Source organism: Amycolatopsis lexingtonensis, from assembly GCF_014873755.1.
GTDB classification, from domain to species: Bacteria; Actinomycetota; Actinomycetes; order Mycobacteriales; family Pseudonocardiaceae; genus Amycolatopsis; species Amycolatopsis lexingtonensis.
This window is the reverse complement of sequence record NZ_JADBEG010000001.1, coordinates 6,363,662-6,387,975: the sequence shown is the minus strand read 5'-3', so window position 1 is coordinate 6,387,975 and position 24,314 is coordinate 6,363,662. Positions and strand designations below refer to the sequence as shown.

Here is a 24,314-nt window from a genome sequence, read left to right as displayed (position 1 = left end):
TCGGACCATGGACGACTTCTACGTCAGCCACAGCCGCTTCACCGACCCGGGCGCGCACGCGTCCTGGCTCGACGCGGCACCACGCGACCTGGCGGCCTTGCGCGCGGCGGCGTTCCAGCTCGTGTTCCACTACTGGGCCCACGGCGACATCACGCGGCACGGATTCCCGGCTTCCCGCCGGGACGAGATCACCCTGCGCTACGCGTCGGACATGCTCGCGCGCCTGCGCGAGCTCGATCCCGCACCACCCGGTGGGCCACGCCCGCCGCTGCACCGGATCGTCGGCTGCTGCCGCGACTCCACCCTCCTGTTCGTCTCGATGGCCCGCCACCACGGCATCCCGGCCCGCGCCCGCGTCGGCTTCGCCGACTACCTGATGCCCGGCTGGTACCTCGACCACGTCGTCGCCGAAGTCCACGACGGCACCGACTGGCACCTGGTCGAACCGGGCTTCGGCGGCAACGTCGGGTTCGACCTCCTCGACGTCCCCCGCGACCACTTCCTGACCGGCGCCGACGCGTGGACGGCGGCCCGCGCGGGCGACCTCGACCCGGCCAAGCTGGTCGTCTCCCCGGACCTGGACGCGCCGTTCCTGCGCGGCCTCCCGTACGCGCGCCACAGCCTCGTGCTCGATCTCGCCTCGCTCAACAAGCACGAGATGCTCCAGTGGGACCTCTGGGGTGACCTCGGCACCGCCGCGCTCGACCCGGCGGCCTTCGCCCGCACCGACGAGCTGGCCGAGCTGATGGCCGACGCCGACGTCGATCAGCTGCGGGTGGCGTTCGAGGCCGGCGACGTCCGGGTGCCGCCGGTGATCCGCTCGCTCACCCCGCCGGCACAGCTCCCGGTCGAAGTCGTGCTTCGCTGATCTCGACGGCTGTCCGCACGAACCGCGCGATCCGCACGTCCCGCGCGGTGGCCGCCCAGGCGAGCGCGAGCGCGTACGGCGTCGCGTCCACCACCGGCCGGTAGACGACGTCGTTGCGCGACCGCAGGTCGGCCACCGACGCCGGGAGTAGAGCGATCGCCTGCCCGAGCGCGACGGTCTCCAGCAGCTGGGCACTGTCGCGCACCACCGGCCCCGGCGTCACCGGCCCGCCGGTGACGTCCTGCCCCGACCAGTACGCCCGCTCCGCGGCGGACGAACCCGGCCAGAACGGCGTGGCCCGCCCGGCGAAGTCGGCGCAGGTCAGCACCGAGCGCCGGGCCAGCTCGTGCCCCGCAGGCAGCGCGGCGACACGCGGCTCGCTGACGAGCACTTCGACGTCCAGCCCGTCGTGGTCGCCCGGGCACCCGAGCACCGCCACGTCGGCCTGGCCGTCGCGCAGCAGGCCCGCCTGCTCACCGAACCCGCTGACGCGGATCTCCACCGGATCCGGGTGCGCGTCGGCGATCCGCCGCAGCAGATCGGTCGCGACCCCGGGCCTCGCGGTGACGACGAGCGCCGGCATCCGCTGCACCGCCCGCCGCGTCCGCCGCACCGCCGCGGCGACGGCATCCAGCGCCTTCGCGGACTCGACGAACAGGACGTCCCCGGCCGGCGTCAGCGCCACGTGCCGGCTGGTGCGTTCGAAGAGCTGCACGCCGAGCCGCCGCTCCAGCAACCGGATCGCCCGCGACAGCGGCGGCTGCGCCATCCCGAGCCGCTCGGCGGCGCGGGAGAAGTTCAGCTCCTCGGCGACCGCGCGGAAATACCGCAGCTCACGGACCTCGACATCGTCCATACCGGGAGAGTATCGCGGCGGAGTCCACAGGTCTTTCCCTTTCTGTTTCGCGAATGGCGGGGTTGGTGTCGATAACTCCACAAAGGACGGACGGTGATTGCCGATTCGCGGCGGAACAAGGAAGTGGTCCTTGGGGCCTCCGGGTGGTGTTCGGGGGAAATGTCCGGTGAAATCGGCCCGGTATCCGGGTGGGTTCGTGGAGGAATTTCCGGAGTTGCGGTTGGTGGTGAAGGGCGTGCCGGTAGGCGGTGGGTGGGACCCGGGCCGCCGGGGCAGGTGGGTGCGTGGTTAGAGGTGCACTGGCGGGCGCAGGGTTCGTGGGCGAGGAGGGTCGGCTGGCGGGCGGAGGGGGTGCGTTGGCCGGAGGCATGCGCGGCCGCCGCCGGGCGAGGCATGGGGAAGTAGGCGCGGTGAGTGATCGCCGGGCGGGCTGGGTGGGAGCGTGCCGGGCGGGGCCGTGCGGTGGGCGCAGTGGGAGAGCGCCGCGCGGGCCCTGGGGTGGGTGTGGTGAGAGTGCCGGGCGAGCCGTGGGGTGGTGGGGGACCGCCGCTATGGGGCGATGCCGTTGAGCACCGTCCGGACCACCGCGTCCGGCTCCGGGGGGTTCGTTCGGCTCGCGTGGGGGAAGATCGTGCCCAGCACCGTCTCGTGGCAGTAGCCCACCAGCAGGGCCGCCACTGCGTCCACTTCGGACTCGGGGCGGAGCCTGCCCAGGGCCTGCTCCTCCTTCAGGTACGCCAGCAGGCGGTCGCGCCAGTCGGCCGGCCGCTCGCCGAGGTCCGCGAAGCGCTGGAGGATCTCCGGGTTGCCGTAGAGGCCGCTGAAGGCCGGGACGATCACGCGGTGGAGACCCAAGCCGTACTCCAGGTGGCGCCGGAGGTTGTCCGCCAGCGTTCCTTCGCCCGCCACCGGCAGCTTGCCCAGGAACATCTCCGCCGCGCGCACGTGCCGGTCCAGGGCCCAGGCCACCAGCTCCTCCTTGTCGGAGAAGTGGTTGTACAGCACGCCGTCGGCGACGCCTGCCGAGCGCGCTATTTCGCGCACCGTCAGGCCCGCTGTGCCGCGGGTGGCGATCAGCTTCTCGGCGGCTTCGACCAAGAGGTCGTGCAGGGACTGCCCGTCCTTCTGGGCCGCGGCTTTCCTCGGTGACATCACCGCCATCGTACGGGGACCCGCGTCACGACCTCCTTCCCGTGACCAGCCACGCCGTGCCGCGCAGGCGGACCGCGTCCGGTGTCGCGAACTCTTCCAAGGCCGCGGTGAGGGCGTCGGTCGCTCGGGCGGCCGTCGCGCTGTCGACGAGGCCCAAGTGGTGGCGGACCGGGCCCCAGTCGGCGATGAACTTCGCCGCGTCCGGGACGTCGTGGCCCCAGACCTGGTCCGCCTCGACGTGGGTGCACGCCACGTCTTCGAAGCCGGCTTCGGTCAGCACCGCCTTCGTGCGGTCCGGGTCCGCGAAGGACGTCGGGCCGCTGCCGTCCGGGCCGGTCGGCTGGGGCAGGTACGGCGCCATCGCGCCGAACAGCCGCCCGATGTCCGTGCCCGCCAGGGCCGTCATGCACAGGAACGCCAGGCGCCCGCCCGGGCTCAGGGCGCGGTGGACGTTGGCGAACGCCGCCACCGGGTCGGCGAAGAACATCACCCCGAAGCGGCTCACCGCCAGGTCGAACGCGCCGCCGGGGAACGGGTGGACCTGGACGTCACCCTGCTCGAAGCTCACGTTCGGGACCTCCGCCGCCCGGGCGCGTGCTGTCGCGAGCATCGGCCCGGACAGGTCCACGCCGATCACCGACCGGGCCCGGGTCGCGGCCAGCCGGGTCAGCTGGCCGTTGCCGCAGCCGATGTCGAGTACCCGGTCCGTCAAGCCGACCTGCTCGAGCAGGTACCGGTTGAAGCCGCTGTTCACCGCGTCGTAGCGGTCGGCGTGCGTCGCCCAGTGTTCCCCCTCGTACCCGTTCCACGCTTCGGCCTGTGCGGTGTTGACGATCCCGGTCATCTCGTCCTCCCAGTTATGAACACTCGTTCATGAACACCTGTTCATCGTGGCCCGCCGAGACGCCCGCTGTCAAGGAAAAGCGATTCGATCACCTGTTCGAGTGGTCGACCGCGATGTGCAGCGAAGCGAGGCGAGCGGGTGCCGCGATCACCTCGTACGCCGCCACCCGATCGCCGTCGACCACCACGGTGAGCACGAGCGAAAGCCGTCCGCGCGGGGCGACGACGACCCCGATCGAGCCGTCGATCAGCGCCGCCTCGGCGAACCGGGCCCGCTTCCCGAACACCCGCGTTTCCTCCGCCACCGCACGGGCTCCGCGCACCTCGAGCGCCGCTCCCGCCGGCAGCGCGGCCGCGTCGGCGCGGCGGACGACATCCGGCGCCAGCACTTCGAGCAGCGCGGCGAGGTCGCCGCCGCGGGCCGCGGTCAGGAACGCGTCCACCACCCGGCGGTGCCTCGCCAGATCGGCCGGCGGTAGCGGCGACGTGCCCCGCACCCGCTGCCGCGCCCGGCTCGCCAGCTTCTTCGCCGCCACCGGCGTGCGGTCCAGCACCGGCGCGATCCGGTCGAACGGCACCGCGAACAGGTCGTGCAGCACGAACGCGATCCGCTCGGCCGGCCCCAGCGCGTCGAGAACGACGAGCAGCGCGCGGCCCACCGAGTCGGCCAGCTCGGCTTCGCCGGCCGGATCGGCGTCGTCGACCGGCTCCGGCACCACCGCGAACGGCTCCTCGCCGCGCGCCTTCCGGGAGCGCAGCACGTCGAGGCAGACGCGGGAAACGACCGTGGTCAGCCAGGCCGCCAGGTTGTCGACTGACCCGGTCCGGGTGAGCCGCAGCCACGCTTCCTGGACGGCGTCGTCCGCTTCGGCCGCCGAGCCGAGCATCCGGTAGGCCAGCCCGCGCAGCCTGCCGCGCTCGGCCTCGAACAACTCCGCCAGCTCGTCCATCGGTCACCTTTCGCCGTCGCCCACCGTCGCTTCTCCGACGACCACTGACAACCAGAGGTGACCGAATGAGCTTGCTGACCCCCGCCGACCTGGGCGGATGGCGCCTGCCGAACCGCGTCGTGCTGGCGCCGACCACCCGGGCCCGCGTCCCCGGCGGTGTGCCCGGCGACCTGCAGACCGCCTACTACGCGCAGCGCGCCGGCGCGGGGCTCGTCATCGCCGAGGGGACCTGGGTGAGCGAACGCGCCATCGGCTTCGCGAACGTCCCGGGCCTCTACACCGAAGCGCAGGTCGCGGGCTGGCGGCGGGTCACGGACGTCGTGCACTCGCTCGGCGGGCGGATCGTGGTGCAGCTGTGGCACACCGGGTCCGTCTCGCACCCGGACATCCTCGGCGCGCACCCGGCCGGGCCCTCGGCGGTGAACCCCGAAGAGCCGGTGTACCTCGCCACCGGACGAAGTTCGACACCGACGCCGCGGGAGCTGAGCGTGGCCGAGATCCGGGCCACCGTCGCGGATTACGGCACGGCGGCGAGGAACGCGCGCCGCGCCGGCTTCGACGGCGTCGAGATCGCGGCCAACGGCGTGTACCTGCTCGCCCAGTTCCTGCACCCGCGGCTCAACCACCGCACCGACGCCTACGGCGGGTCCGCGGCCAACCGGCGGCGCCTGCTCACCGAGGTCGTCGAGGCGGCCCGCGAACACGGCCGGGTCGGCGTCCGGCTGTCGCCGTGGTGGACCGGCGGGCTGTTCACCGTCGACGAAGAACTCCGCACCGAGTACGACGCGCTGGTCGCCGCGCTCGACGTGGACTACCTGCACCTCCGCGGGCCCGACACCGGACCGGACTTCGCCGCCTTCGCGCGCTACCGGCGGCTGTTCGGCGGTTTCGTGATCGTCAACAACGGCTTCGGCCGCGACACCGGGAACGCCGTGGTCGACGCGGGGATCACCGACGCGGTCTCCTTCGCCCGGCACTTCGTCGCGAACCCGGACCTGGTGACGCGGTTCGCGCTCGACCTCCCGCTCGCGCCCGGCGACCCGGCGACGTACTACGGCGGCGGCGCGGCCGGGTACGTCGATCAGCCGCAGGTGGCGGTGTCCCGGTAACTACTCCTGCGGGCACCACACCGCCAGCTCGCTCCCGCCTGGTTCCCGGAAGTGGAACCGCCGCCCGCCGGGGAAGGCGAACGGTTCCTTCGTCACCACGCCGCCCGCGGCCACCACCGCCTCGCGGGCGGCGGGGAGGTCGTCCGTGCGGATCGTGATCAAGGGTGCGCTGGGTCGCTCCGCCGCGTCGGACTGGAACCCCAGCGTCAGGCCGGCGGCCCGGACGTCGGTGTAGTCCGGGCCGTACGGTGTCACGCTCCAGCCGAACGCGCGCTCGAAGAACCGCCCGGACGCCGCGGCCGACGTGGACGGGAACTCGGCGAAGTCGACTTCGTACATGCCGCCGACGCTAGCGGCGACCACCGACAAAACCGCGCGAGCGGGCCGCGGCCAGTGCGCCGAGTGCCACGGCGACCAGCCCGATCACCAGCGCCACGTAGCCGCCGACGATCCCGTAGCCGGTGCCCGGACCACCCTTGGCGGCGGCCACGACCCACCCGCCGACGACCATGCCCGCCACCCCGGCGACCAGCGCGACGACCGCTCCCCGGCCGCGGCGCAGGGCCAGCCCGCCCGCGACCACGCCGGCCAGGCCCAGCACCGCACCCAGCAGGGACCACAGCCGTCCGGGCGTCAGGTCGTACGCGCTTGCGGCGGTGACGATGTTCATGAGCTGCTCCTTCGCTTCCCGGATCGGACGTCCCCGAGCATGTCCGCGAAGCCGCCGCCGGTCGTCGTGCGGACGTCGGCACCGCGCTACCGCGTTCGCGGTAGCCGGAAGATGCTCCCTGCGCGGCAGTTCCGCGCGGCTAGGGTGCGGGGATGAGCCGCGCGCGGATCGTGGACGGGGTGATCGCCGCCGGCGTGGCGGCGGCGTTGCTGAGTGCCGGGCTGTCCGCGGACCACCCGCCGTCCCTGCTGGGGTACGCGGCCTTGGCCGCGGGCGGGCTGGCCTTGGCCGCGCGCCGCCGGGCGCCGGTCGCCGTGCTGGTGGCGACCGCGGTGTGCGCGCTGGTCTACCAGGCCGCCGGGTTCGAAGTGCCCGTCGTGGCCTACCTCTTCGCGGTGTACGCGGCGGTTCGCGCGGGACACCGCGTCGCCGCGGTGGTGGCGTCGGTCGGCATGCTGGCCGCAGTCCCGCTCGCGCTCCTGGTCTCGGGCCTGCCCGACGCGAGCCAGGCCTTCACGCAGACGCGGGACGTCCTCCAGCTGGCCTGGCTGATCGCGGCCGGCGCGGCGGGCGAGGCGCTGCGCCAGGCCGAGCGCCGCGCCGACGAAGCCGAGCGCACCCGCGAGGAGACCGCCCGGCGGCGGGCCGACGAGGAACGCCTGCACATCGCGCGGGAGCTGCACGACTCGCTCACCCACCAGATCTCGGTCATCAAGGTGCAGGCCGAAGTCGCCGTCCACCTGGCGCACAAGCGCGGCGAGGACGTGCCGGAGTCGCTGCTGGCGATCCGGGACGCCGGTCGTGAAGCGGCCCGGGAACTGCGCGCGACCCTCGAGGCGTTGCGCGACGACGACAAGAACCCGCCACGCGGCCTCGACGACGTCCCGGAACTCGTGCGCCAGGCCCGGACCGCGGGCCTCGACGCGCGGCTCACGATTGAAGGCGACGGCGCCGGGGTGCCGGCCACGGTGGGCCGGACCGCCTACCGGATCGTCCAGGAAGCCCTGACCAACGTCGCCCGGCACGCCGCCGCGGCCACCGCGTCGGTCCGGATCGACCACCGGCCCGGCGCGCTCGTCATCCGCGTCGACGACGACGGCCGGGCCACCGTGGCCGCCGCACCGGCACCCGGAGTCGGCCTGCTCGGGATGCGCGAACGCGTCACCGCGCTCGGCGGACGGCTCGAAGCCGCTCCGCGCACCGGAGGCGGCTTCCGCGTCGAGGCCGAACTGCCCGTGGACCAGCCGGCATGATCCGCGTCCTGCTGGCCGACGACCAGCCCCTCATCCGCAGCGGCTTCCGCGCGCTCCTGGACGCCGAGGACGGCGTCGAGGTGGTCGCCGAGGCCGCCGACGGCCGCGAAGCCGTGGCGCTGGCCCGCGAATACCTGCCGGACATCGTGCTCCTCGACGTCCGGATGCCGGGCGTCGACGGCCTCGAAGCGACCCGGCGCATCGCGGCGGACCCCGCGCTGGCCGCGGTGCACGTCGTCATCCTGACCAATTACGGCCTGGACGAGTACGTCTTCGAAGCCCTGCGCGCCGGCGCGGCCGGGTTCCTCGTCAAGGACATCCGGCCGGAGGACTTCCTGCACGCCGTCCGCGTCGCCGCCCGGGGTGACGCCCTGCTCGCGCCGTCGATCACCCGCAAGCTGATCGACCGGTACGTCACCCAGCCGCCCGCACCCGGCGCGGGGCTGGCGGAGCTGACCAACCGCGAGCGCGAGGCCGTCGCCCTGGTCGCGCGGGGGCTGTCCAACGACGAGGTCGCCGCGCGGATGGTGATCAGCCCGCTGACCGCGAAGACGCACGTCAACCGGGCCATGGTCAAGCTGCGCGCCCGTGACCGCGCGCAGCTCGTGGTGTTCGCCTACGAGTCCGGGCTCGTGCCGCCGGGCCCTCAGGCCGGCCGGCCCGCGCCCGCGTAGTCGTCGCCCTTCGAGTGGTACGTGTGGATCTGGATGGCCTGGCCCTCGGTCGGCGCGTTGATCATCAGGCCGTTGCCCAGGTACAGCCCGACGTGGTGGATGCGCGTCGCCGGGCTGCCGTAGAACACGAGGTCGCCGAGGCGCGGCTCTTCCGACGCGGGCACCGGAGGGAGGGCGCGGAACTGGCTGTCGGCCGTCCGCGGCAAGGCCACGCCGGCGCTGTCGTAGGCCGCCTTCGTCAGGCCGGAGCAGTCGAAGCCCGCCGCGCCCGCGTCCGGCCCGTTGCCGCCCCAGACGTAGGGGAGGCCCAGCTGGCCGAGCGCGAAGCGGGTCGCCTTGACCCGGGGCGAACTCGCCGAGGCCGGGTCCAGCGACAGCGTCGCGTACAGCTGGGCCATGCCGAGGACCCGCTGGCGGAACAGCTCCGAGTCGCCGCCGGGGTGGTAGGCCGCGATCGCCTTCCACCAGCCGGTGCCGGCGCCGAGGTCCGTGCCGCCCGCGCAGAGCGCCCGCCCGGCCGCGGCGGGTGCGTCGCCGCCGTACTTCTTCGTCTGCGCCGAGGACAGCCCGAGCAGGTTCGTGCCACCGCGGCCGTGGTTCGACGCTGCCGAACCGATGCCCGCGAGGGTGACCCACGAGAGGTGGCAGGACGGGTCTTCCTTCCGCAGCGCCAGCTCGCCGTTGGCATAGCCGATCAGCGCGTCCGCGGGGATGTCGAGGGGGCCGGCCAGCTGCTCGGCCCACTGCTGCAGCGGGCTCTTGCCGCCCTGGCCGGACGCGCCCTGGCCCGGCTCCTGCGCCTTCACGGGTGCGCTGACCTCGAGGACCGACGGGCCGGAGGCCACATCCCGGGCCACCGGCAGCGGCGCCGGCGGGGGTTCCGGCGAGCGGTCGGCCAGCAGCCAGCCCGCCGTCGCCAGACCGGCGACGAGCGGCAGCGCGACCAGGCCGCGCAGGGCCGCCCCACGGGCCCAGGAACTCGGCTTCGTCGTCACGGGGTCCAACTTAGAAGAGCGCACCTCTTAGTGAACGACTGAGTAGCTTGCACGTTAGGGGGACTCCCATATGGTGGGCACATGGCTGAGATCGACGCTGCCCGCCTGCGAGCGGCCCTCCAGGATCGGTACGCGAAGATCGACGTCGTCGAGCGGACCGGTTCCACCAACGCCGACCTGCGGAAAGCCGTCGAGGAAGGCGCCGCGGACCGGACCGTCCTGCTCGCCGAAGAGCAGACCGCGGGCGTCGGGCGCCGGGCCCGCCCGTGGAGCTCGCCTAAAGGCGCCGGGCTGTACCTGAGCGTCGCGCTCCGGCCGGGCGTGCCGTTCGCCGCCCTCGGCTCGCTCTCCATCGTCGCGGGGCTCGCCGTCCGCGCGGCCGCCGCCTCCGTCGGCGTCGACGCCGGGCTGAAGTGGCCGAACGACGTCCTCATCGGCGGCGCCAAGTGCGCCGGGATCCTGGCCGAAGCCGTCGCCGGCACCGAGCCGTCGATCGTGCTCGGCATCGGCCTCAACGTCCTCCCGCTCGGCGACGTCACCCCGGGGCCCGGCGGCCTGCCCGCGACCTCGCTCGCCGAGCAGGGCGCCACCACCACCGACCGCACCGATGTCGCCGTCGCGCTGCTCACCGGGTTCGCCGACCTCGAACAGCGCTGGCGGCTGGTCGGTGGCGACCTGACCGAAGCCGGGCTGCTGGGGGACTACCGCGCCCACTGCACGACCCTCGGCCAGGACGTCGAGGTGCAGCTGCCGGACGGGACGTCGCTGACCGGGCGCGCGGCCGACATCGACGCCGCCGGGCAGCTGCAGGTCGACATGGCGGGCGGACAGCGGCACACCGTGTTCGCGGGTGACGTGGTGCACGTCCGACCGGCCTGATTTCTCGGGGCGTTGCACTCACCGGCCGAGCGTCTCGCCGGTACGGTGAAGCGACACCGCCGCACCGACCTTGGGAGCGTCCGCCGTGGCTTATCCGGACGATTTGCTCAGCGAGCAAGAGCACGTCGTGGTGCACAGTCACCCGCACTTCAAGATGCTGATCTTCCCGACGCTCGCGTTCCTGGTCACCCTGGGCGCGGGAATCTGGCTCGCGATCCTCGCGAAGGACGCCGGGTCGCCGTGGAACACGGTCGGGCTGATCGCCATCGCGGTCGTCGCGCTCGTGCTGATCGTGTGGCTGTTCCTGGCCCCGCTGGTGCGCTGGCGGACCACCCACTTCATCGTGACGACCGACCGCCTCATCGCCCGCGAGGGCGTGCTCAAGCGCACCGGCATCGACATCCCGATGGGCCGCATCAACAGCGTCCAGTTCGAGCACGGCCTGCTGGACCGGGTGTTCGGCTGCGGCACGCTGATCATCGAGTCCGCGTCGGACGAGCCGCTGCGGTTCGAGGACATCCCGCACGTGGAAAAGGTGCACACGGTGATCTACCGCGAGGTCAACGACAACCCGTACGACGACTACCGGCCGGGCGCCCAGCAGACCACGCCGCTGCCGCCCCAGGGCGGCGGGCACCCGCCGCGCGGCGAGCGACGCCGCTGATGGGCACGCGCGAACTGGGCCTGCCCGAGCGCTCGCCCGCGGCGGGCGAGCTGCCGGAGCGGGTCACGATCTGGGAGGTCGGCCCGCGGGACGGCCTCCAGAACGAGAAGACGATCGTCCCGGTCGAGGTCAAGCTGGAGTTCCTCGACCGGCTCGCCGGCGCCGGGCTCACCACGCTCGAGGCGACCAGCTTCGTGCACCCCAAGTGGGTGCCGCAGCTCGCCGACGCCGAGCAGCTGCTGGCCGGGCTCGACCGCCGCGAAGGCGTCCGGTACCCGGTGCTCGTGCCGAACGAAAAGGGCCTGAACCGGGCCCTCGAAGCCGGTGTCGAGCACATCGCGATCTTCGCCAGCGCGACGGAGACGTTCGCGCGCAAGAACCTGAACTCGTCGCTGGACGAGCAGTTCGCGATGTTCGAGCCGGTCGTCACACGGGCCCGGGAAGCCGGCCTGGACGTGCGCGGGTACCTCTCGATGTGCTTCGGCGACCCGTGGGAGGGCGTCGTGCCGGCGAAGCAGGTCGCCGACGCCGGCCGCCGCCTGCTGGACATGGGGTGCTCGCAGCTGTCGCTGGGCGACACCATCGGCGTCGCGACCGCCGGCCAGGTCGAAAACCTGATCGGGCTGTTCGGCGATGTCGGTACTTTGGCCGTGCACTTCCACGACACCTACGGTCAGGCTCTCGCGAACACGCTGGCGGCGCTCCGATGTGGAGTGTCGACTGTGGACTCTTCGGCGGGCGGGCTGGGCGGCTGCCCGTACGCGGAGTCGGCGACCGGGAACCTGGCCACCGAGGATCTCGTGTGGATGCTCGACGGCCTCGGGATCGAAACCGGGGTCGACCTCGACGTGCTGGTGGCGGCCAGTTCCTGGATGGCGGGACAGCTCGGCCGCCCGAGCCCGTCCCGCGTGGTCAACGCGCTGAGCTGACGCGGACCACCGTGCACGACCGAGCCGGAGGATGTGGGTGACGGAGCCTTCCGAGGCGGGCGAGGACGACCTCGACACGGGGCCGGTGCGACTGCCCGGCGGGTACGAGGACGCCCCGACGCCGCCTTCGGGCAGCCCGGCCGCGTGGCCGCACGCCGTGTCGCCGCTGCTGCCGCCGTTCCCGCTGCCCCCGGCCCCGCCGATGCCCGCGGCGCCGCCGCCCCCGGTTTCGCCGGCGCCGCTCGCACCCGCGCCGCTGCCGCCGCTGGGTTCGCCGCGCACGGAGCGGGAAAGCGTTGTCGCGCTGTTCCTGGTGCACATGTTCCCGATCGGGCACCTGCCGATCGCGATGGACAAGCCGGCGCGGCAGCTCCCGCTGCCCGACGACCCGGACGGCTTCGGCCCGAACGACCACCCGGACGCCCGGCTGATCTTCGACGACCAGGCGCTCACCAACGTCACGGCGGGCTTCCGCCGGTCGCCGACCGCGCCGTCGCGGCCGGTGCCGCGGCACCTGACCGAGGGCTACGTGCCGTACGCCCACGCGACGCAGGCGGTGTGGATCCGCCGGTTCGTCGTCGGGCACAGCGAGCTCGGGCCCGAATACGCGTGGCCGCCGGGCGACTACTACCCGGAAGGCGGCGTCGACCACGGCGAGCCGGTGATGGTCCCGATGAACACCGTGCTCGACCGCTTCGGCCCGGCGTACGGGCGCGTGTTCTTCGCCGACGGCACGCCGTTCGCGGAACGCTCGCTGCCGCCGGGGATGCTGGACGCCGAGTACCGCCGGTACGTCGTGGTGCGCGCGGTGCCGATGTGGCGGGCGGAGACGGCGAACTGGTTCGGACAGGTCGGCGGGGGTACCCGGTACCGTGCCCTGCTGGCCGCGGACGAGCTCGTGACCCTCGGCTACCTGGCCGAGGCCAAGGGGGAAGACGATTGATGAACACCCAGTCGATCCAGCGCTGGCTAGGCGTGCTGGGCGTGCCGCCGGAGGTCGTTTCGCTCGGCGCCGAGGTCGACAACGCCTGGTGCCTGATGCAGGGCGAGGACGAGGCGTGGGAGGTGTTCTGGCGGGAGCAGGGCAACCGCTACGACTGGGCGCGGTTCACCAGTGAACAGGTGGCGTGCCACTACCTCTTCGGCCGGCTGGCCTGGGCCCAGGTGGCTCGCGGCGCGGTCGGCCTGCTCCCGGGTTCCTGACGTTCGAGGATCGCCTTCAAGCCCGGAGCTCCGGCAAAGTCGGGTCGGTGCGGTCCGCGGCGTTGCGCCGGCGTCTTGAATGACTCATTCAGGACGTCCGAAGACCTGAATGAGTCATTCAAGACGTGGGGCGAGCGGGTTACCGGCGGTGGAGTGCCTGGCCGCGCGACTTTGCCGGGCCCGTGGCTTTCAAGTCCATGAGGGGCCCCCATGGACGTCAGCGCTTGAGGATCGCCAGCGCCTCGTCGTGCAGGAGGCCGTTCGTCGACAGCGCGCTCCCGTTGTCGTAGCGCCCGGCGCCGTCCAGGTCGCTGAACCGCCCGCCCGCCTCGGTGACGATCACCTGCGCCGCGGCGACGTCCCACGGGTTCACGATGCACTCCGCCGCCAAGTCCAGCGCGCCCTCCGCGACCAGGACGTGCGACCAGAAGTCGCCGAACGCGCGGGACTCCCAGCACACGTTCACCAGGTCCAGGTACTTCTCGCGCGAGTGGTACTCGACCCACGAGTTCAAGTCCGTTGTGGACAGATAAGCGTCCGAAAGGGACGAAACGCCGGATACCGACAGCCGGCGGGTCCCCGCGGAGTCCGACGAGAACGCGCCGGAACCGGTGGCCGCCCACCAGCGGCGGCCCAGCAGGGGCGCGCTGATCAGGCCGACCACCGGGTCGCCGTCTTCGACGAGCGCGATCAGTGTCGCCCAGACGGGTAGTCCGCGGAGGAAGTTCTTGGTCCCGTCGATCGGGTCGAGCACCCACGCGCGGCCGGTCGCCGCGGAGCCGCCGCGCTCCTCGCCGAGCACCGCGTCGGCCGGGCGTTCCGATGCCAGCAGCGCGCGGATCGCGTCCTCGACCGCGGTGTCCGCGTCGGTCACCGGAGTGCGGTCGGGTTTGCGCGACACCGCCAGGTCCAGGGCGCGGAACCGCGCCGTCGTGATCGCGTCGGCGGCGTCAGCCAGCCGGGTGGCGAGGGCCAGATCATCTCCGTAGCCAGGCACGGTCACGATGGTTTCACGCCCTCGCGCCGTAGAGTCGACCAGGTGAGCATGGTCCTACTTGCCGAAGACGATCCGGCCATCGCCGAACCGCTCTCCCGCGCCCTCGAACGCGAGGGATACGAGATCCACGTCGTCACCGACGGTCCTTCGGTCCTCGACGCCACCGCCGCCCAGCGCGTCGACCTGCTCGTGCTGGATCTCGGCCTGCCCGGGATGGACGGCTTGGAGGTGTGCCGGCGGCTGCGCGCCAACGGCACCGAGCTGCCCGTCCTGATGCTCACCGCGCGCACCGACGAGGTCGACTTCGTCGTCGGGCTGGACGCGGGGGCCGACGACTACGTCGCCAAGCCGTTCCGGCTCGCCGAGCTGCTGGCCCGGATCCGCGCGCTGCTGCGCCGCCGGGTGCCCGAGGTGCTCGAAGCGGGCGGGGTGCGGATGGACGTCGGCGCCCGGCTCGTGACGGTCGACCTGCACGAGGTGCAGCTGGCGAACAAGGAGTTCGAGCTGCTGCGCGTGCTCATGAGCCGCGCCGGGCAGGTCGTCAGCCGCGACGAGATCCTCGCCGAGGTCTGGAACGACCTCGAGTCGAAGACCTCGAAGACGCTCGACATGCACATGTCGTGGCTGCGGCGGAAGCTCGCCATCGCCGCCGACGAAGCCGCGGGCCGCACCAGCAAGGCCCACGACGGCGAACGGCGGATCGCGACCGTCCGCGGCGTCGGCTTCCGGTTCAACGCCGAATAAGCCGTGCGCCGCCGCATCCTGCTCGCCATCCTGCTCGCGGTCGCCGTCACCGCGGCGGTCCTCGGCATCCCGCTGGGCATCGTGGCGAGCTGGCAGATCGAGTCGAGCTACCGCGAAACCCTGGCCGAGAACGCCCGCGCGGCGGCGGCGATCCTCGACACCGAGATCGCCAACGGCCAGGAGATCGACCTCGACCAGGTCCGCGCCGCGGTCCCGGCGAACGGGCTGCTGACCGTGCGGGCCAGCGGGCAGATCGAGAAGCGCTACGGCAGCGACCCGGGCAGCGTCACCGTCACCGAGACGGCCGACCTCGCGCGCGACGGCAAGGTGGAGATCGCCGTTCCCGCCGGGCCGATGCACGAGCGGCAGACGACGGTGACGCTCGTCGTCGTCCTGCTGGTGCTGCTGTCGATCGGGACCGGCGCGGTGGTGGCGATCGCGACGGCACGGCGGCTCGCGAAGCCGCTGCGGCACGTCGCCGAACGAGCGGCCCGGCTCGGCGGCGGCGACTTCCGGCCCGACCCGAGCCGCTACGGCGTCGGCGAGCTCGACATGGTCGCCGAGGCGCTGGACGCGTCCGGGACCGCGCTCGCCCAGCTCGTGCAGCGGGAGCGCCAGCTCGTCGGCGACGTCTCGCACCAGCTGCGCAGCCGCCTGACGGCGTTGCAGCTGCGGCTGGAACCGCTCACCGTGCACCCGGACGAAGAAGTGGCCGACGAGTCGAAGGCGGCCCAGGAACAGGCCGACCGGCTCGCGGAGGCACTGGACGAGCTGCTGGCGGCAGCGCGCGCGGCGCGCGAAGTCGGCGCGGAACCGGTGGATCTGCCCACGCAGCTGCCCGAAATGGCCCAGGAGTGGCGGGAACTGCTCCGCTCCGAAGGCCGCAATCTCCGCACGCGCGTGGCCGACGGGCTGATGGCGCGGGCCACGCCCGGCCGGCTCCGCGAAGTCATCGGGGTGCTGCTCGACAACGCGCTGCGCCACGGCTCGGGCACGGTGACGCTGGTCGCCCGCCGCGGCGACGCCGAAGGCACGGTGGTGATCGAGGTGAGCGACACCGGCTCCGGCGTGCCGGACGAACTCGCCCCGCACATCTTCGAACGCGGTTTTTCCGGCGGCGGCTCCACCGGCGTCGGCCTGGCGCTGGCCCGCGCGCTGGTCGAGGCCGACGGCGGGCGGCTGGAGCTGTCCAACCGCCGCCCGGCCGTCTTCAGCCTCTTCCTCAAGGTGCCGCGGCCCAGCGACGTCCCCGAAGTCCGCTGGCCCGCCGAACGCGTCCCGCGCTAGATCAACCCTTCACGCAACGCGTACGCGACGGCGTGCGACCGGTTGCGCAGCTGGAACCGGTTGGTCACGTCGTGCAGGATGCTCTTCACCGTGCGCTGCGAATAGCACAGCTGGTCGGCGATCTCCTGCGTCGAATATCCCGCCGCGACGAGCCGGAGCACCTCCGTCTCCCGGTTGCTCATCCCGCCCATGTGCAGGCCCCGCGGCTGGAGCACCTGGCGCTGCAGGCGGGAAACCCGGTTGAGCAGCCGGCCGAGCAGGTCCGGCGGCAGCGCGCCCTCGCCCGCCGCGGCCGCCTTGATCAGCCGGACGAGCACCTCCGGCCCGGCGTCGGCGCGGCGGGCGACCGCGCAGACGCCGTGCTCGACGGCGTTGAGGACCTCGTTGTCGTCGACTTCGCCCGCGATCAGCACGATCCGGGTGAAGCCCTGGTGGTGCAACGCGGACAGCAGCTGGGTCATCGTCTCGTCGAGCCGGTCGGCGACCAGCAGCGCGACCACGCCCGGGCCGGCCGAGTCCCCGTCGACCACCCGGATTTCGTCACGCGAACGCAGCGCCACGCAGACGCCGTTGTGCAGGATCGGATCGGTGGCGCGGACCACCACCGGAGTCCGGTCGGATTCGAACATCGTCACCCATTCCCCTCGAACGGTGCGAAGGGGGTCCAGCCCCCACGTCACCACAGTGCCCGTAGAGGTGTCCCGGGCGCATGGGACCGGCGTCCCGATGTTGCCCGGAAAGCTGCCCGTCAGGACCGGCCGAGGCCCGCCTCCCTGGCCCGGACGATCGCCCCGGCGCGGTCGGTGACGTGCAGCTTGGCGAAGACGTTCGAGATGTGGTTGCGGACGGTCTTCGGGCTCAGGCACAGCGTGTTCGCGATGACGCTGTTGCTGTGCCCGGCCGCGATCAGCTCCAGCACTTCGCGCTCGCGCGTGGTCAGGTCGGGGAACACCGGTTCGCTGGCCGGCGCGGGCTGGTTGAAGAAGCCGAGCACGCGGTTGGCGATGTCAGGCCCGAAGATGGCTTCGCGCCGGGCGACCGCCTGCACCGCGCGGATGATCTCGTCCGGCTCGGCGTCCTTGAGCAGGTAGCCCCGGGCACCGGCGCGCATCGCCGCGAAGACCGACTCGCTTTCGTCGGCCATCGTCAGCATCAGCACGCCGGTGTCCGGGTTGGCCGTCACGATGTGCCGGGCCGCCTGGATCCCGGAGAGGTCGGGCAGGTGCAGGTCCATGACGACGACGTCCGGCCGCAACGCGGCGGCGGCGTCGACCGCGTTCGCGCCGCTGGCGGCTTCGCCGACGACCTCGATCCCCGGTTCGTTCCCCAGCAGTGTCACCACGCCGAAGCGGAACAGGGGATGGTCGTCCACGACCAGGACGCGCAGACCCATCCCGTCACCTCCCCGCCGTCACCCCCCGTAATGGTAGGCGAACGTGGCCACGTTCTCACGTGCCCATTTCGCGAAGTTCAGCGGCGGCCTGCCGAGCAGGCGTTCCACGGTGTCGAAAACGACGTGTTCGCGCTCGGCGGACTCCCGCTTCAGCGCGAAGAAACCGTCGACGGCCTCGGCGGGCCAGCCGTACTTGCGCATCATCCGCTCGCGAGCGGCGCTTTGCGGTTCTTCGACGTATTCGATTGGACGGCCGAGGGCATCGGAAAGGATCGCGACCTGCTCCGCGGTGGTGAGGGCTTCACCGCCGGTGAGTTCGTAGGTCGCGCCTTCGTGGTCCGGCGTCGTGAGGGCGAGGGTCGCGACCGCGGCGATGTCCCGGACGTGGACCAGCGCGGACGCCGGATCGCCTTCGGGCACGTACACGGCGTTCTCCTCGCGGATCGAGTCGCGCCAGGCGAACCGGTTGTCCATGAACGCGCCCGGCCGCAGGATCGTCCAGGCGGGCCCGGCTTCGCGGATCGCCTGCTCGGCTTCGGCGTGGGTGCGCGTGATCGGGTCCGTCTGTCCGAAGTGGACACCGGTGGTGGACAGCTTGACCAGGTGGGTGACCCCGGCACGGGCGGCCGCCTGGGCGACCGCCGCTTCCCGGTCGGCGCTGTGCCCCTGGGTCAGCACGAACACGCGGTCCGAGCCGTCGAGCAGCGCGGGCAGGTCGGCGGTGTCGAGGTCGCCCTGGACGACTTCGGCGCGTGGGTCGATCCGGGCCTTCGCCGGGTCGCGGGTCAGGGCGCGGACGGCGGCGCCGGCGTCGAGGAGGGCGGGGACGAGGGCGCGGCCGACCTTGCCGGTGGCGCCGAGGACGAAGATCATCGTGGTTCTCCTAGCGGTGGAGCGGGACGTGGGGGAGCGCGAACGCCGTGACGAGGGCGAGCGCGAGGACGGGCAGCAGGGCGAGGAAAACGCCGTGGGCGCCCGCGTTGTAGGCGAAGCCGAGCGCGACCGGCCCGAGGGCCGAGCCGAGCGCGCGGGCGAGGTTGATCGCGGCGGCGACCGCGCCGCGATCGCCGGGCGGCGCGGTGTTCTGCGTGGCCAAGGCGAGCACCTGGAGGTTGAGGCCCGCGGCGAGGCCGAAGACGACCAGGCAGGCCAGGACTTCCGGGAGGCCGGGCAGCGTCGTCAAGCCGAGCACCGCGAGCAGGCCGAGCGCCATGCTGAGCCGGGGTGCCCACCGGTAGGCGCCGGTGCGGGCGATGATCTTGCTCGCGACGACGGAGGACAGCGCGACTGCGAGCGTCATCGGCACCAGCAGGAGCCCGCCTTCCGCGGGACCCGCGTCGGCTTGGAGGTAGCCCGCGATGTAGTTGACCGAGCCGAGGAACGAGAACCCGGCGAGCACGCTGAGCAGCACGGAAACCGTGAAGGTCCGGTCTCGGAAGAGCCTGAGCGGCAGCACAGGCGCTTCCGCCCGGCGTTCGGCCGCCACGAACGCGACGGCCGCGATGGCTCCGAGCGCGACCGACCACGGCGTGAGCAGGGTGAACCCGGTGATCGCCGCGCCGAGGAGGACGACGCCGGTGTAGTCGAACGGCGCGTCCTTCCGCCGTCGCGGCAGTTCGAGGCGCAGCAGGAAGGCGACGGCGACCAGGCCGAGCGGCAGGTTGATCAGGAAGATCGACCGCCACCCGGCGAGCCCGGTCAGGAACCCGCCGGCGACCGGCCCGGCCAGGGAGGCGACGGCGAAGCAGATCGAGAACCACCCGAAGTACTTCGCACCTTCGCGGGGCGAGAACATCTCGCCGAGCGAAGCGCCGACGGAGACGAAGAGGCCTCCCGAGCCGGCGCCCTGCAGCACCCGGCCGGCGATGAGCCACGCGGCCGACGGCGCCAGCCCGCAGGCGAGCGAACCGAGCAGGAACAGGGCGAGCGCGCCGAGGAGCACGCGTTTGCGGCCGTGGACGTCACCGAGTTTCCCGTAGAGGGGAGCGGTGACGCTGCCGGCGAGCAGGTAGGCGGTGGTGACCCAGGCGTACGCGCCGGTCCCGCCGAATTCCGCGGAAATCGCCGGGAGCGCGGTGGCGACGGCCTGTGCGTCGAGCATCGCGAGGAAAACGGACAGGAACAGGCCTGCGAGGGCCGTTTTTCGGGCGCGCTGAAGCGCGGTGGTGTGCACGAGAAAGTCCTTGTTTCGTCAGAAGGGACGAGAGATGCGGACGCGCGGGAAAACGCGTCCCGTCGAGCCGGGAAAAGGTTCCATCGTCACCCGCTGGGCGGGTGCGACCTCTTCACGCTCGGAAACCACCTCTAATCGTCCCGCTCGCCCGGCCGAACCCGGACGGCGTCCTCACGAAGGAACACTGACGAAGATGACTGTAGACAACTACATGTCTGAAGACAAGTACCTTAGCGGATCCGGGTGACGTCGCTGTCGCGCCGCCGCTCGCCGAGCTCGTCCGGGAACACCCACTTCTTGAAGCCCCAGAACCGGAAGAACATCGCGAGCAGCATGCCGATGATCGACCCGCTCGCGAAGTCCGCGACCTCCTGCACCAGCCGCGTCACGTGTGGCATCTCCAGGTGGAGCACGTACCTCGACACGTACAGCGGGATCAGGTTCACCACGACCGCGATCCCGCTGATCACGAAGAACAGCGCCGCCTCGTGGTGGCGTTCGCGGCCGCCGCGGGTCCGGAAGGACCACTCGCGGTTGAGGATGTACGACACGATCGTCGCGACGATGATCGCGATCGCCTTCGCGGTGGTCGGTTTCGGCTCCAGCACCGTCAGCTTGAGGACGTACCAGACCCCGTTGTCGACCAGGAACGTCGTGCCGCCCACGATCGCGAACTTCAGCAGCTCCCGGTGCTTGATCAGCACCGAACGCAGTGGTTCCGGCGTGCGCTTGAGCACGGTTTCCACAACGGTCACACCACGCAGTCTAGGAGCACACCGCGATGACCTGTGGTTCAGGCGGCTTTCCGGTCCTGAATGTCCGGATCCTCCGCGAGCGCGACGAACCGCGCGTCCTCGGCCGGGAACACCCATTTCTTGAACGCCCACCAGCGGAACGCCGTCCCCAGCAGCGTTCCGATGACGATTCCGCTGACGAAGTCGGCCACCTCGACGCCGATCGGAGAAAGCCGCGGCGCCTGCAGGTCCAGCACGTACCGCGAGAACCACTGCGGCAGCGCGTTCAGGCCCAGCGCGATACCGCTGAACAAGAAGAACAACGCCGCTTCGTGCGCCCGCTCGCGGCCGCCGCGGGTGCGGAACGACCACTCGCGGTTGGCGACGTAGGAAAAGATCGTCGCGACCAGGACGCCGAGGATCAGCGCCGTCACCGGGTGGGTCCGCAGCACGGTGAACTTCAGGCCGTAGTTGACCGACATCGTGATCACGAAGCTGATCCCGCCGACTACGGCGAAGCGGAGGAGCTCGCGATGCTTTTTCAGCAGCTCGCGCACCGCGCGGACGCTACCCCGTCAGCCAGCCGAAACCCTTTTCGGGGGTAACGGTCGGCTGCTTCGGGCCCGGGTTCGTGCCCGGCCGCGGCGGCGCGCTGGTCGTGGTCGTCGACGCCGGGGGCTCGCTCGTCGGCTTGGTCTCCGTCGTCGTCGGCGGGGTCGACGAGGGCTTCGACGGAGTCGGCTTCGACGGGGTGGTCGGAGTGGTCGTCGTCGACGACGGTGAGGTGCTCGTCGGCAGCGGGTCCTTGCCGCACCAGTGGTGCCAGCAGCCGAAGTCGATGGTGACCGGTTGCGCGGAGGCCTTGCCGAGCGTCGCCGTGATCGTCACGCGCCCGTCGTCGGGACGGCCCTTCAGCCGCACCCACAGGTTGACGTGCTGGCCGGGGGCCAGCGCGCTGTTCGTCGTGCAGGTCGCGCCCTCGCCGGACGGCGCGCACGGGAAGCCGCGCAGGCTCCACCACTGCCAGAGCGGGTGGTCGAAGGTGACCGTGACCGGCTTGGTCGTCTCGCCGGTGTTGCGGACGCGCACGTAGACCAGCGGGTTGCGGGTCCACGGGAACGCCGAAAGCCCGTCGCCCTGCGCTTCCAGGACCACCGCGTCCGGCGGCTGCTTGACGGTGACGGTGACGCTGATCTTGACGCTCACCTGCCCGCCCGCGGTGATCGACCCGGTGACCACGCCGCCCTTGGCGTCGTCGTCGGCCTTGAGCCGGAAGTTCAGCGTGGCGCTCTGGCCGGGCTCGAGGCCGCTGCCGGTCTTGCAGACGACCGTGCCGTCGCCGCCGGGGCAGTTCACCGAGATCGGGGCTCCGCCCTGCGCGAACGCCATCGGGGCGCCGCCGCCGGCCGCGTCGACCGCGTGCACGCCCTGCGGCAGCGTCAGCGCGACGGCCACCGGCTCCGACACGCTGCCGCCGTCGTTGCGGACCGTGATCGGCAGGTTCGTCGCGGCGCCGGGGCTCAGCTCGACGCCGCCCGGCGGGGTCGTCGCGGACATCGACGGCGCGGCCGGCGCGGGCGGGGCCGGGGGTGCCGGCGGCGCGGGCGCGGGCGGCGCGACGGGCGCCGGCGGGGGCTCGACCGCGGGCGCCGCGGGCGGGGCCGGGGGCTGCGGCGGTGCGGGGGGAGCCGGCGGCTGGGGCTTCGGCGCCGGCGGCTGGACGGGCTGGGCGGCCGGCGGCGGCACCGCGGCCGCGACCGGGATCTCCTGGGCCCCGCCGCCGGCGGTGAGCGCGATGACGATGGCCGCGACGACCGCCGTGCCCGAGGCGGCCACCCCGGCGAACTGGCGGGGGCCGGCCGCGGCGGCTCCGGCGGCCGCGCCGGCCTTGCCCCCGGCGGCCGCACCCGCACCCGCGGCGGCCGCACCGGCTGCTGCCGCCGTGGCCGCGCTCGCTTTCGCGGCGCCGATGGTGGCGAGGTACCCGAGGGCCGCGCCGCCCAGGACGATCGGGGCGATGATCGCGCGCAGCCCGCCGTTGACGTCGGCGAGCTCGGCTGCCAGCGCCCGGCAGTTCTCGCACTCGTCGAGGTGGTTCTCGACCTGGTTGCGTTCGCGCTTGGACAGCCCGTCTCGCGTCCAGGCACCCAGCCGGTCGGCGCAGGCGCGGCAGCGTTCCTCGGCGTTTTCCTGCAGGTGGACCTGCAAATAGGCCTGGCGGAGGCCCTCGCGGGCGCGGTAGGCGAGCGCGGAGACGCCGTTTGCGGTCAGCCCGAGCAGGGGCGCGACCTCGGCCGGGCTCTGCTGCTCGATTTCGGTGTGCCAGAGCACCGCCTGCCAGCGTTCGGGCAGCCGGGCGAACGCCTTCGCGGCCATCGTCCGTTCGAGCCCGGCGACGGCGGTGTCGGAGAACGGGACGGTCAGCGCCTCGGCCGCGGCCCCGCCGACCTCGCTCATGTCCTCGTTGAGGTCGATCCGGCGTTCCTTGCGGGTGCGGTCGTACGCCGTGTGACGAAGAGCGGTCAGCAGGTAGGCCCGAAAGGCGGTGTCCGGGCCCTTTCCGCCACGCAGCGTGTCCAGCACCTTGGCGAACGCTTCGGACACGAGGTCATCCGCCTCGGAGCTCGAGCGGGCCAGCTGGCGGGCCAGGTTGTGGGCCGCACCGGTGTGCCGTTCGTAAAGCGCCCCGTACGAGGCGATCTTTCCCGAGCGGACTTCCGCGATCAGCTCGGCGTCACTCTTTCCGCTGAGATCGGCGGGAACGGTGGACACGGCACTCCTCGGTCGGCTAGGGCCAGGACCTGCCATTACAGGCCGATCCGGGACGCGAGACAAGTGTGACTGACCCACCCCGGGCCGTCACGCGGTGGTCGGGGTGTTGACTCCGACGGCGCAGCAAAATCACCCACCCCCGGGTCACGGCGTGGAAAAGCTTCTTAACAAAACTCGCGAGTACGCGTCACGGGGTCCGGTGGGGCACGTCCTCACCGTGAAGCACCGACCAAGATCCACACGCACCGGACGAAAGGGATGGGGGGCCAGTGGACGTTCCGGCTACGCGCTCCGGCCCCGGTGACGTCCCGCCCAAGGCACAGGCCGAGCGCGATCGCTCGCTGCGCGCGTTGCGCGCCCGCTGGCGGACGGCCAGCCTGGCCGCGGGCTGGCGGTTCCCCAGTGACTGGGCCCTGCCCGAGGTCGACGCCGTCTGCGCGGCCGTGATGGTCAAGGGCCGGGCCGAGGCCGCGGAAACCGCGCTCGCCGGGCTGGCCAGGGCACGGGCGGCGGCAGGCGCCGGCCTCGCGGAAACCCTCGCCGACCTCGCCGCGCTGCACGCCGTCCTCGACCACGGCGGCGACGGCTTCGTCTCGCCGGACGTCGACGCCACCCCGGCGCGGCTGCTCCGGACCACCGCGCTGGCCTGGGCCGACGTCGCCACCGACCAGCTCGTGCACACCGAGGTGACCGATCCGCTGACCGGCCTGCCCTCGGCCGCGTACCTGCGCACCCGGCTCTACGAGGTCTACCGGGCGGCCGCCGCGCGGGAGCGGCCCGCCGCCGAGGAGCACGTGCTCCTGGTCGTCTCGCTCGACCTCAGCACCGTGGCCGGCTTCCCGCGGCTGACCGGGATGATCCTGGTCGCGGACGCGCTGCGGGCGGTGTTCGACAGCGGGCAGAGCGTCGCTTCGCTCGGGCCGTCCGTCGTCGCCGCGCTGGTCCCGAAGGACGACCGGGTCGGTTCGCACGGCGTCGCGCTGCGGCGGGCGCTGAACGAGCGCCTGTCGGTGGACGCGCAGCTGGCCGACGCGGGCAAACCTCGCGTGTCCGCGGTGCGGCTGCCGGCCACCCACGAACTCGCCTGCGACCTGCTGGCCCAGCTCGCGCGAGCGTAGAACGCCCGAAAAGTCCGCTTCCGCCCGGACCTCGCTGACCTGGACCGGGCC

27 protein-coding genes are annotated in these 24,314 nt (G+C 72.7%); 12 read left to right on the top strand and 15 right to left on the bottom strand.

What is annotated here, in order from left to right; all coding sequences use genetic code 11:
- Positions 1 to 7 precede the first annotated feature (7 nt).
- Positions 8 to 868, top strand: coding sequence for a transglutaminase domain-containing protein (locus H4696_RS28860; protein WP_086857150.1), 861 nt, complete (start codon positions 8 to 10; stop codon positions 866 to 868).
- Here the strand turns inward: H4696_RS28860 and H4696_RS28855 are convergent.
- The 4 genes from H4696_RS28855 to H4696_RS28840 form a co-directional block, all read right to left on the bottom strand.
- Complete coding sequence (locus tag H4696_RS28855) at positions 825 to 1,724, bottom strand: LysR family transcriptional regulator (protein WP_192782594.1); 900 nt, start codon at positions 1,722 to 1,724, stop codon at positions 825 to 827. The genes H4696_RS28860 and H4696_RS28855 overlap by 44 nt on opposite strands.
- Before the next feature lie 549 nt (positions 1,725 to 2,273).
- Positions 2,274 to 2,876, bottom strand: a complete 603-nt coding sequence (locus H4696_RS28850) for a TetR/AcrR family transcriptional regulator (RefSeq protein ID WP_225955832.1) — start codon at positions 2,874 to 2,876, stop codon at positions 2,274 to 2,276.
- 25 nt (positions 2,877 to 2,901) lie between these two features.
- Positions 2,902 to 3,720, bottom strand: a complete 819-nt coding sequence (locus H4696_RS28845) for a class I SAM-dependent methyltransferase (RefSeq protein ID WP_086862123.1) — start codon at positions 3,718 to 3,720, stop codon at positions 2,902 to 2,904.
- Positions 3,721 to 3,808: 88 nt separating this feature from the next.
- Positions 3,809 to 4,669, bottom strand: a complete 861-nt coding sequence (locus tag H4696_RS28840) for a sigma-70 family RNA polymerase sigma factor (protein WP_086862124.1) — start codon at positions 4,667 to 4,669, stop codon at positions 3,809 to 3,811.
- Between the two features lie 65 nt (positions 4,670 to 4,734).
- Between H4696_RS28840 and H4696_RS28835 the strand changes: the two genes are divergently transcribed.
- Positions 4,735 to 5,778, top strand: coding sequence for an alkene reductase (locus H4696_RS28835; RefSeq protein WP_086862125.1), 1,044 nt, complete (start codon positions 4,735 to 4,737; stop codon positions 5,776 to 5,778).
- Here the strand turns inward: H4696_RS28835 and H4696_RS28830 are convergent, their stop codons facing one another.
- Positions 5,779 to 6,117, bottom strand: coding sequence for a VOC family protein (locus tag H4696_RS28830; protein ID WP_086862142.1), 339 nt, complete (start codon positions 6,115 to 6,117; stop codon positions 5,779 to 5,781).
- Positions 6,118 to 6,127: 10 nt separating this feature from the next.
- Entirely contained in the window at positions 6,128 to 6,448 is a 321-nt protein-coding gene (locus H4696_RS28825; protein ID WP_086862126.1) for a DUF6223 family protein, read from the bottom strand.
- Positions 6,449 to 6,600: 152 nt separating this feature from the next.
- Between H4696_RS28825 and H4696_RS28820 the strand changes: the two genes are divergently transcribed.
- Positions 6,601 to 7,701, top strand: a complete 1,101-nt coding sequence (locus H4696_RS28820; protein WP_086862127.1) for a sensor histidine kinase — start codon at positions 6,601 to 6,603, stop codon at positions 7,699 to 7,701.
- On the top strand, positions 7,698 to 8,375 hold the full coding sequence (locus tag H4696_RS28815) for a response regulator (RefSeq protein WP_086862128.1): 678 nt from the start codon (positions 7,698 to 7,700) through the stop codon (positions 8,373 to 8,375). Before H4696_RS28820 ends, H4696_RS28815 begins: the two co-directional genes overlap by 4 nt.
- On the opposite strand, the gene H4696_RS28810 is transcribed toward H4696_RS28815, so the two are convergent.
- Complete coding sequence (locus H4696_RS28810) at positions 8,348 to 9,370, bottom strand: C40 family peptidase (protein WP_086862129.1); 1,023 nt, start codon at positions 9,368 to 9,370, stop codon at positions 8,348 to 8,350. The genes H4696_RS28815 and H4696_RS28810 overlap by 28 nt on opposite strands.
- Before the next feature lie 81 nt (positions 9,371 to 9,451).
- Here H4696_RS28810 and H4696_RS28805 point away from each other — a divergent pair, with 81 nt between their 5' ends.
- From H4696_RS28805 to H4696_RS28785, 5 genes are all read left to right on the top strand, one after another.
- Positions 9,452 to 10,249, top strand: coding sequence for a biotin--[acetyl-CoA-carboxylase] ligase (locus tag H4696_RS28805; protein ID WP_086862130.1), 798 nt, complete (start codon positions 9,452 to 9,454; stop codon positions 10,247 to 10,249).
- 85 nt (positions 10,250 to 10,334) lie between these two features.
- Complete coding sequence (locus H4696_RS28800) at positions 10,335 to 10,913, top strand: PH domain-containing protein (RefSeq protein WP_086862131.1); 579 nt, start codon at positions 10,335 to 10,337, stop codon at positions 10,911 to 10,913.
- Positions 10,913 to 11,842, top strand: a complete 930-nt coding sequence (locus H4696_RS28795; RefSeq protein WP_086862132.1) for a hydroxymethylglutaryl-CoA lyase — start codon at positions 10,913 to 10,915, stop codon at positions 11,840 to 11,842. The genes H4696_RS28800 and H4696_RS28795 overlap by 1 nt, the downstream gene beginning before the upstream one ends.
- Positions 11,843 to 11,879: 37 nt before the next feature.
- Positions 11,880 to 12,785: a glycohydrolase toxin TNT-related protein gene (locus H4696_RS28790; protein ID WP_086862143.1), complete on the top strand. Its 906-nt coding sequence runs from the start codon at positions 11,880 to 11,882 to the stop codon at positions 12,783 to 12,785.
- Complete coding sequence (locus tag H4696_RS28785) at positions 12,785 to 13,045, top strand: hypothetical protein (RefSeq protein WP_003105220.1); 261 nt, start codon at positions 12,785 to 12,787, stop codon at positions 13,043 to 13,045. Before H4696_RS28790 ends, H4696_RS28785 begins: the two co-directional genes overlap by 1 nt.
- Before the next feature lie 217 nt (positions 13,046 to 13,262).
- Here H4696_RS28785 and hisN read toward each other — a convergent pair whose 3' ends face one another.
- Positions 13,263 to 14,048 carry a histidinol-phosphatase gene (hisN, locus tag H4696_RS28780; protein ID WP_086862133.1) on the bottom strand — a complete coding sequence of 262 codons (786 nt, stop codon included), beginning with the start codon at positions 14,046 to 14,048 and terminating at the stop codon, positions 13,263 to 13,265.
- A gap of 42 nt (positions 14,049 to 14,090) precedes the next feature.
- Here hisN and H4696_RS28775 point away from each other — a divergent pair, with 42 nt between their 5' ends.
- Together H4696_RS28775 and H4696_RS28770 are read left to right on the top strand one after the other, a co-directional pair.
- Positions 14,091 to 14,786, top strand: a complete 696-nt coding sequence (locus H4696_RS28775; protein ID WP_086862134.1) for a response regulator transcription factor — start codon at positions 14,091 to 14,093, stop codon at positions 14,784 to 14,786.
- A 3-nt stretch (positions 14,787 to 14,789) separates the two neighbouring features.
- Positions 14,790 to 16,073 (top strand): ATP-binding protein, encoded by a 1,284-nt coding sequence (locus H4696_RS28770; RefSeq protein WP_086862135.1) that lies wholly within the window; start codon positions 14,790 to 14,792, stop codon positions 16,071 to 16,073.
- On the opposite strand, the gene H4696_RS28765 is transcribed toward H4696_RS28770, so the two are convergent.
- The 7 genes from H4696_RS28765 to H4696_RS28735 all read right to left on the bottom strand — a co-directional run bounded on the left by H4696_RS28765 (position 16,070) and on the right by H4696_RS28735 (position 23,145).
- A complete protein-coding gene (locus tag H4696_RS28765) occupies positions 16,070 to 16,702 on the bottom strand; it encodes a response regulator transcription factor (protein ID WP_086862136.1) in 633 nt (210 codons plus the stop codon). The genes H4696_RS28770 and H4696_RS28765 overlap by 4 nt on opposite strands.
- Positions 16,703 to 16,821: 119 nt before the next feature.
- Entirely contained in the window at positions 16,822 to 17,466 is a 645-nt protein-coding gene (locus tag H4696_RS28760) for a response regulator (RefSeq protein ID WP_086862137.1), read from the bottom strand.
- An 18-nt stretch (positions 17,467 to 17,484) separates the two neighbouring features.
- Positions 17,485 to 18,339, bottom strand: coding sequence for an NAD(P)H-binding protein (locus tag H4696_RS28755; protein ID WP_086862138.1), 855 nt, complete (start codon positions 18,337 to 18,339; stop codon positions 17,485 to 17,487).
- A 10-nt stretch (positions 18,340 to 18,349) separates the two neighbouring features.
- On the bottom strand, positions 18,350 to 19,639 hold the full coding sequence (locus tag H4696_RS28750; protein ID WP_086862139.1) for an MFS transporter: 1,290 nt from the start codon (positions 19,637 to 19,639) through the stop codon (positions 18,350 to 18,352).
- Positions 19,640 to 19,869: 230 nt separating this feature from the next.
- A complete protein-coding gene (locus H4696_RS28745) occupies positions 19,870 to 20,394 on the bottom strand; it encodes a GtrA family protein (protein WP_169735049.1) in 525 nt (174 codons plus the stop codon).
- 38 nt (positions 20,395 to 20,432) lie between these two features.
- Complete coding sequence (locus H4696_RS28740) at positions 20,433 to 20,930, bottom strand: GtrA family protein (protein WP_086862141.1); 498 nt, start codon at positions 20,928 to 20,930, stop codon at positions 20,433 to 20,435.
- 10 nt (positions 20,931 to 20,940) lie between these two features.
- Positions 20,941 to 23,145, bottom strand: coding sequence for a sigma-70 family RNA polymerase sigma factor (locus tag H4696_RS28735; protein ID WP_192782592.1), 2,205 nt, complete (start codon positions 23,143 to 23,145; stop codon positions 20,941 to 20,943).
- 269 nt (positions 23,146 to 23,414) lie between these two features.
- Here H4696_RS28735 and H4696_RS28730 point away from each other — a divergent pair, with 269 nt between their 5' ends.
- The gene (locus tag H4696_RS28730) at positions 23,415 to 24,263 is read left to right on the top strand and encodes a GGDEF domain-containing protein (protein WP_086857857.1); all 849 of its coding nucleotides are present in this window, start codon (positions 23,415 to 23,417) and stop codon (positions 24,261 to 24,263) included.
- Positions 24,264 to 24,314: the final 51 nt, after the last annotated feature.

Coding starts and splice junctions, on each gene's coding strand:
- H4696_RS28825 (WP_086862126.1), bottom strand. CDS start 6,448: ATGAACATCGTCACCGCCGCAAGCGCGTACGACCTGACGCCCGGACGG.
- H4696_RS28760 (WP_086862137.1), bottom strand. CDS start 17,466: ATGGGTCTGCGCGTCCTGGTCGTGGACGACCATCCCCTGTTCCGCTTC.
- H4696_RS28840 (WP_086862124.1), bottom strand. CDS start 4,669: ATGGACGAGCTGGCGGAGTTGTTCGAGGCCGAGCGCGGCAGGCTGCGC.
- H4696_RS28785 (WP_003105220.1), top strand. CDS start 12,785: ATGAACACCCAGTCGATCCAGCGCTGGCTAGGCGTGCTGGGCGTGCCG.
- H4696_RS28765 (WP_086862136.1), bottom strand. CDS start 16,702: ATGTTCGAATCCGACCGGACTCCGGTGGTGGTCCGCGCCACCGATCCG.
- H4696_RS28820 (WP_086862127.1), top strand. CDS start 6,601: ATGAGCCGCGCGCGGATCGTGGACGGGGTGATCGCCGCCGGCGTGGCG.
- H4696_RS28855 (WP_192782594.1), bottom strand. CDS start 1,724: ATGGACGATGTCGAGGTCCGTGAGCTGCGGTATTTCCGCGCGGTCGCC.
- H4696_RS28805 (WP_086862130.1), top strand. CDS start 9,452: ATGGCTGAGATCGACGCTGCCCGCCTGCGAGCGGCCCTCCAGGATCGG.
- H4696_RS28830 (WP_086862142.1), bottom strand. CDS start 6,117: ATGTACGAAGTCGACTTCGCCGAGTTCCCGTCCACGTCGGCCGCGGCG.
- H4696_RS28860 (WP_086857150.1), top strand. CDS start 8: ATGGACGACTTCTACGTCAGCCACAGCCGCTTCACCGACCCGGGCGCG.
- H4696_RS28850 (WP_225955832.1), bottom strand. CDS start 2,876: ATGTCACCGAGGAAAGCCGCGGCCCAGAAGGACGGGCAGTCCCTGCAC.
- H4696_RS28845 (WP_086862123.1), bottom strand. CDS start 3,720: ATGACCGGGATCGTCAACACCGCACAGGCCGAAGCGTGGAACGGGTAC.
- H4696_RS28775 (WP_086862134.1), top strand. CDS start 14,091: ATGGTCCTACTTGCCGAAGACGATCCGGCCATCGCCGAACCGCTCTCC.
- H4696_RS28835 (WP_086862125.1), top strand. CDS start 4,735: ATGAGCTTGCTGACCCCCGCCGACCTGGGCGGATGGCGCCTGCCGAAC.
- H4696_RS28755 (WP_086862138.1), bottom strand. CDS start 18,339: ATGATCTTCGTCCTCGGCGCCACCGGCAAGGTCGGCCGCGCCCTCGTC.
- H4696_RS28815 (WP_086862128.1), top strand. CDS start 7,698: ATGATCCGCGTCCTGCTGGCCGACGACCAGCCCCTCATCCGCAGCGGC.
- H4696_RS28795 (WP_086862132.1), top strand. CDS start 10,913: ATGGGCACGCGCGAACTGGGCCTGCCCGAGCGCTCGCCCGCGGCGGGC.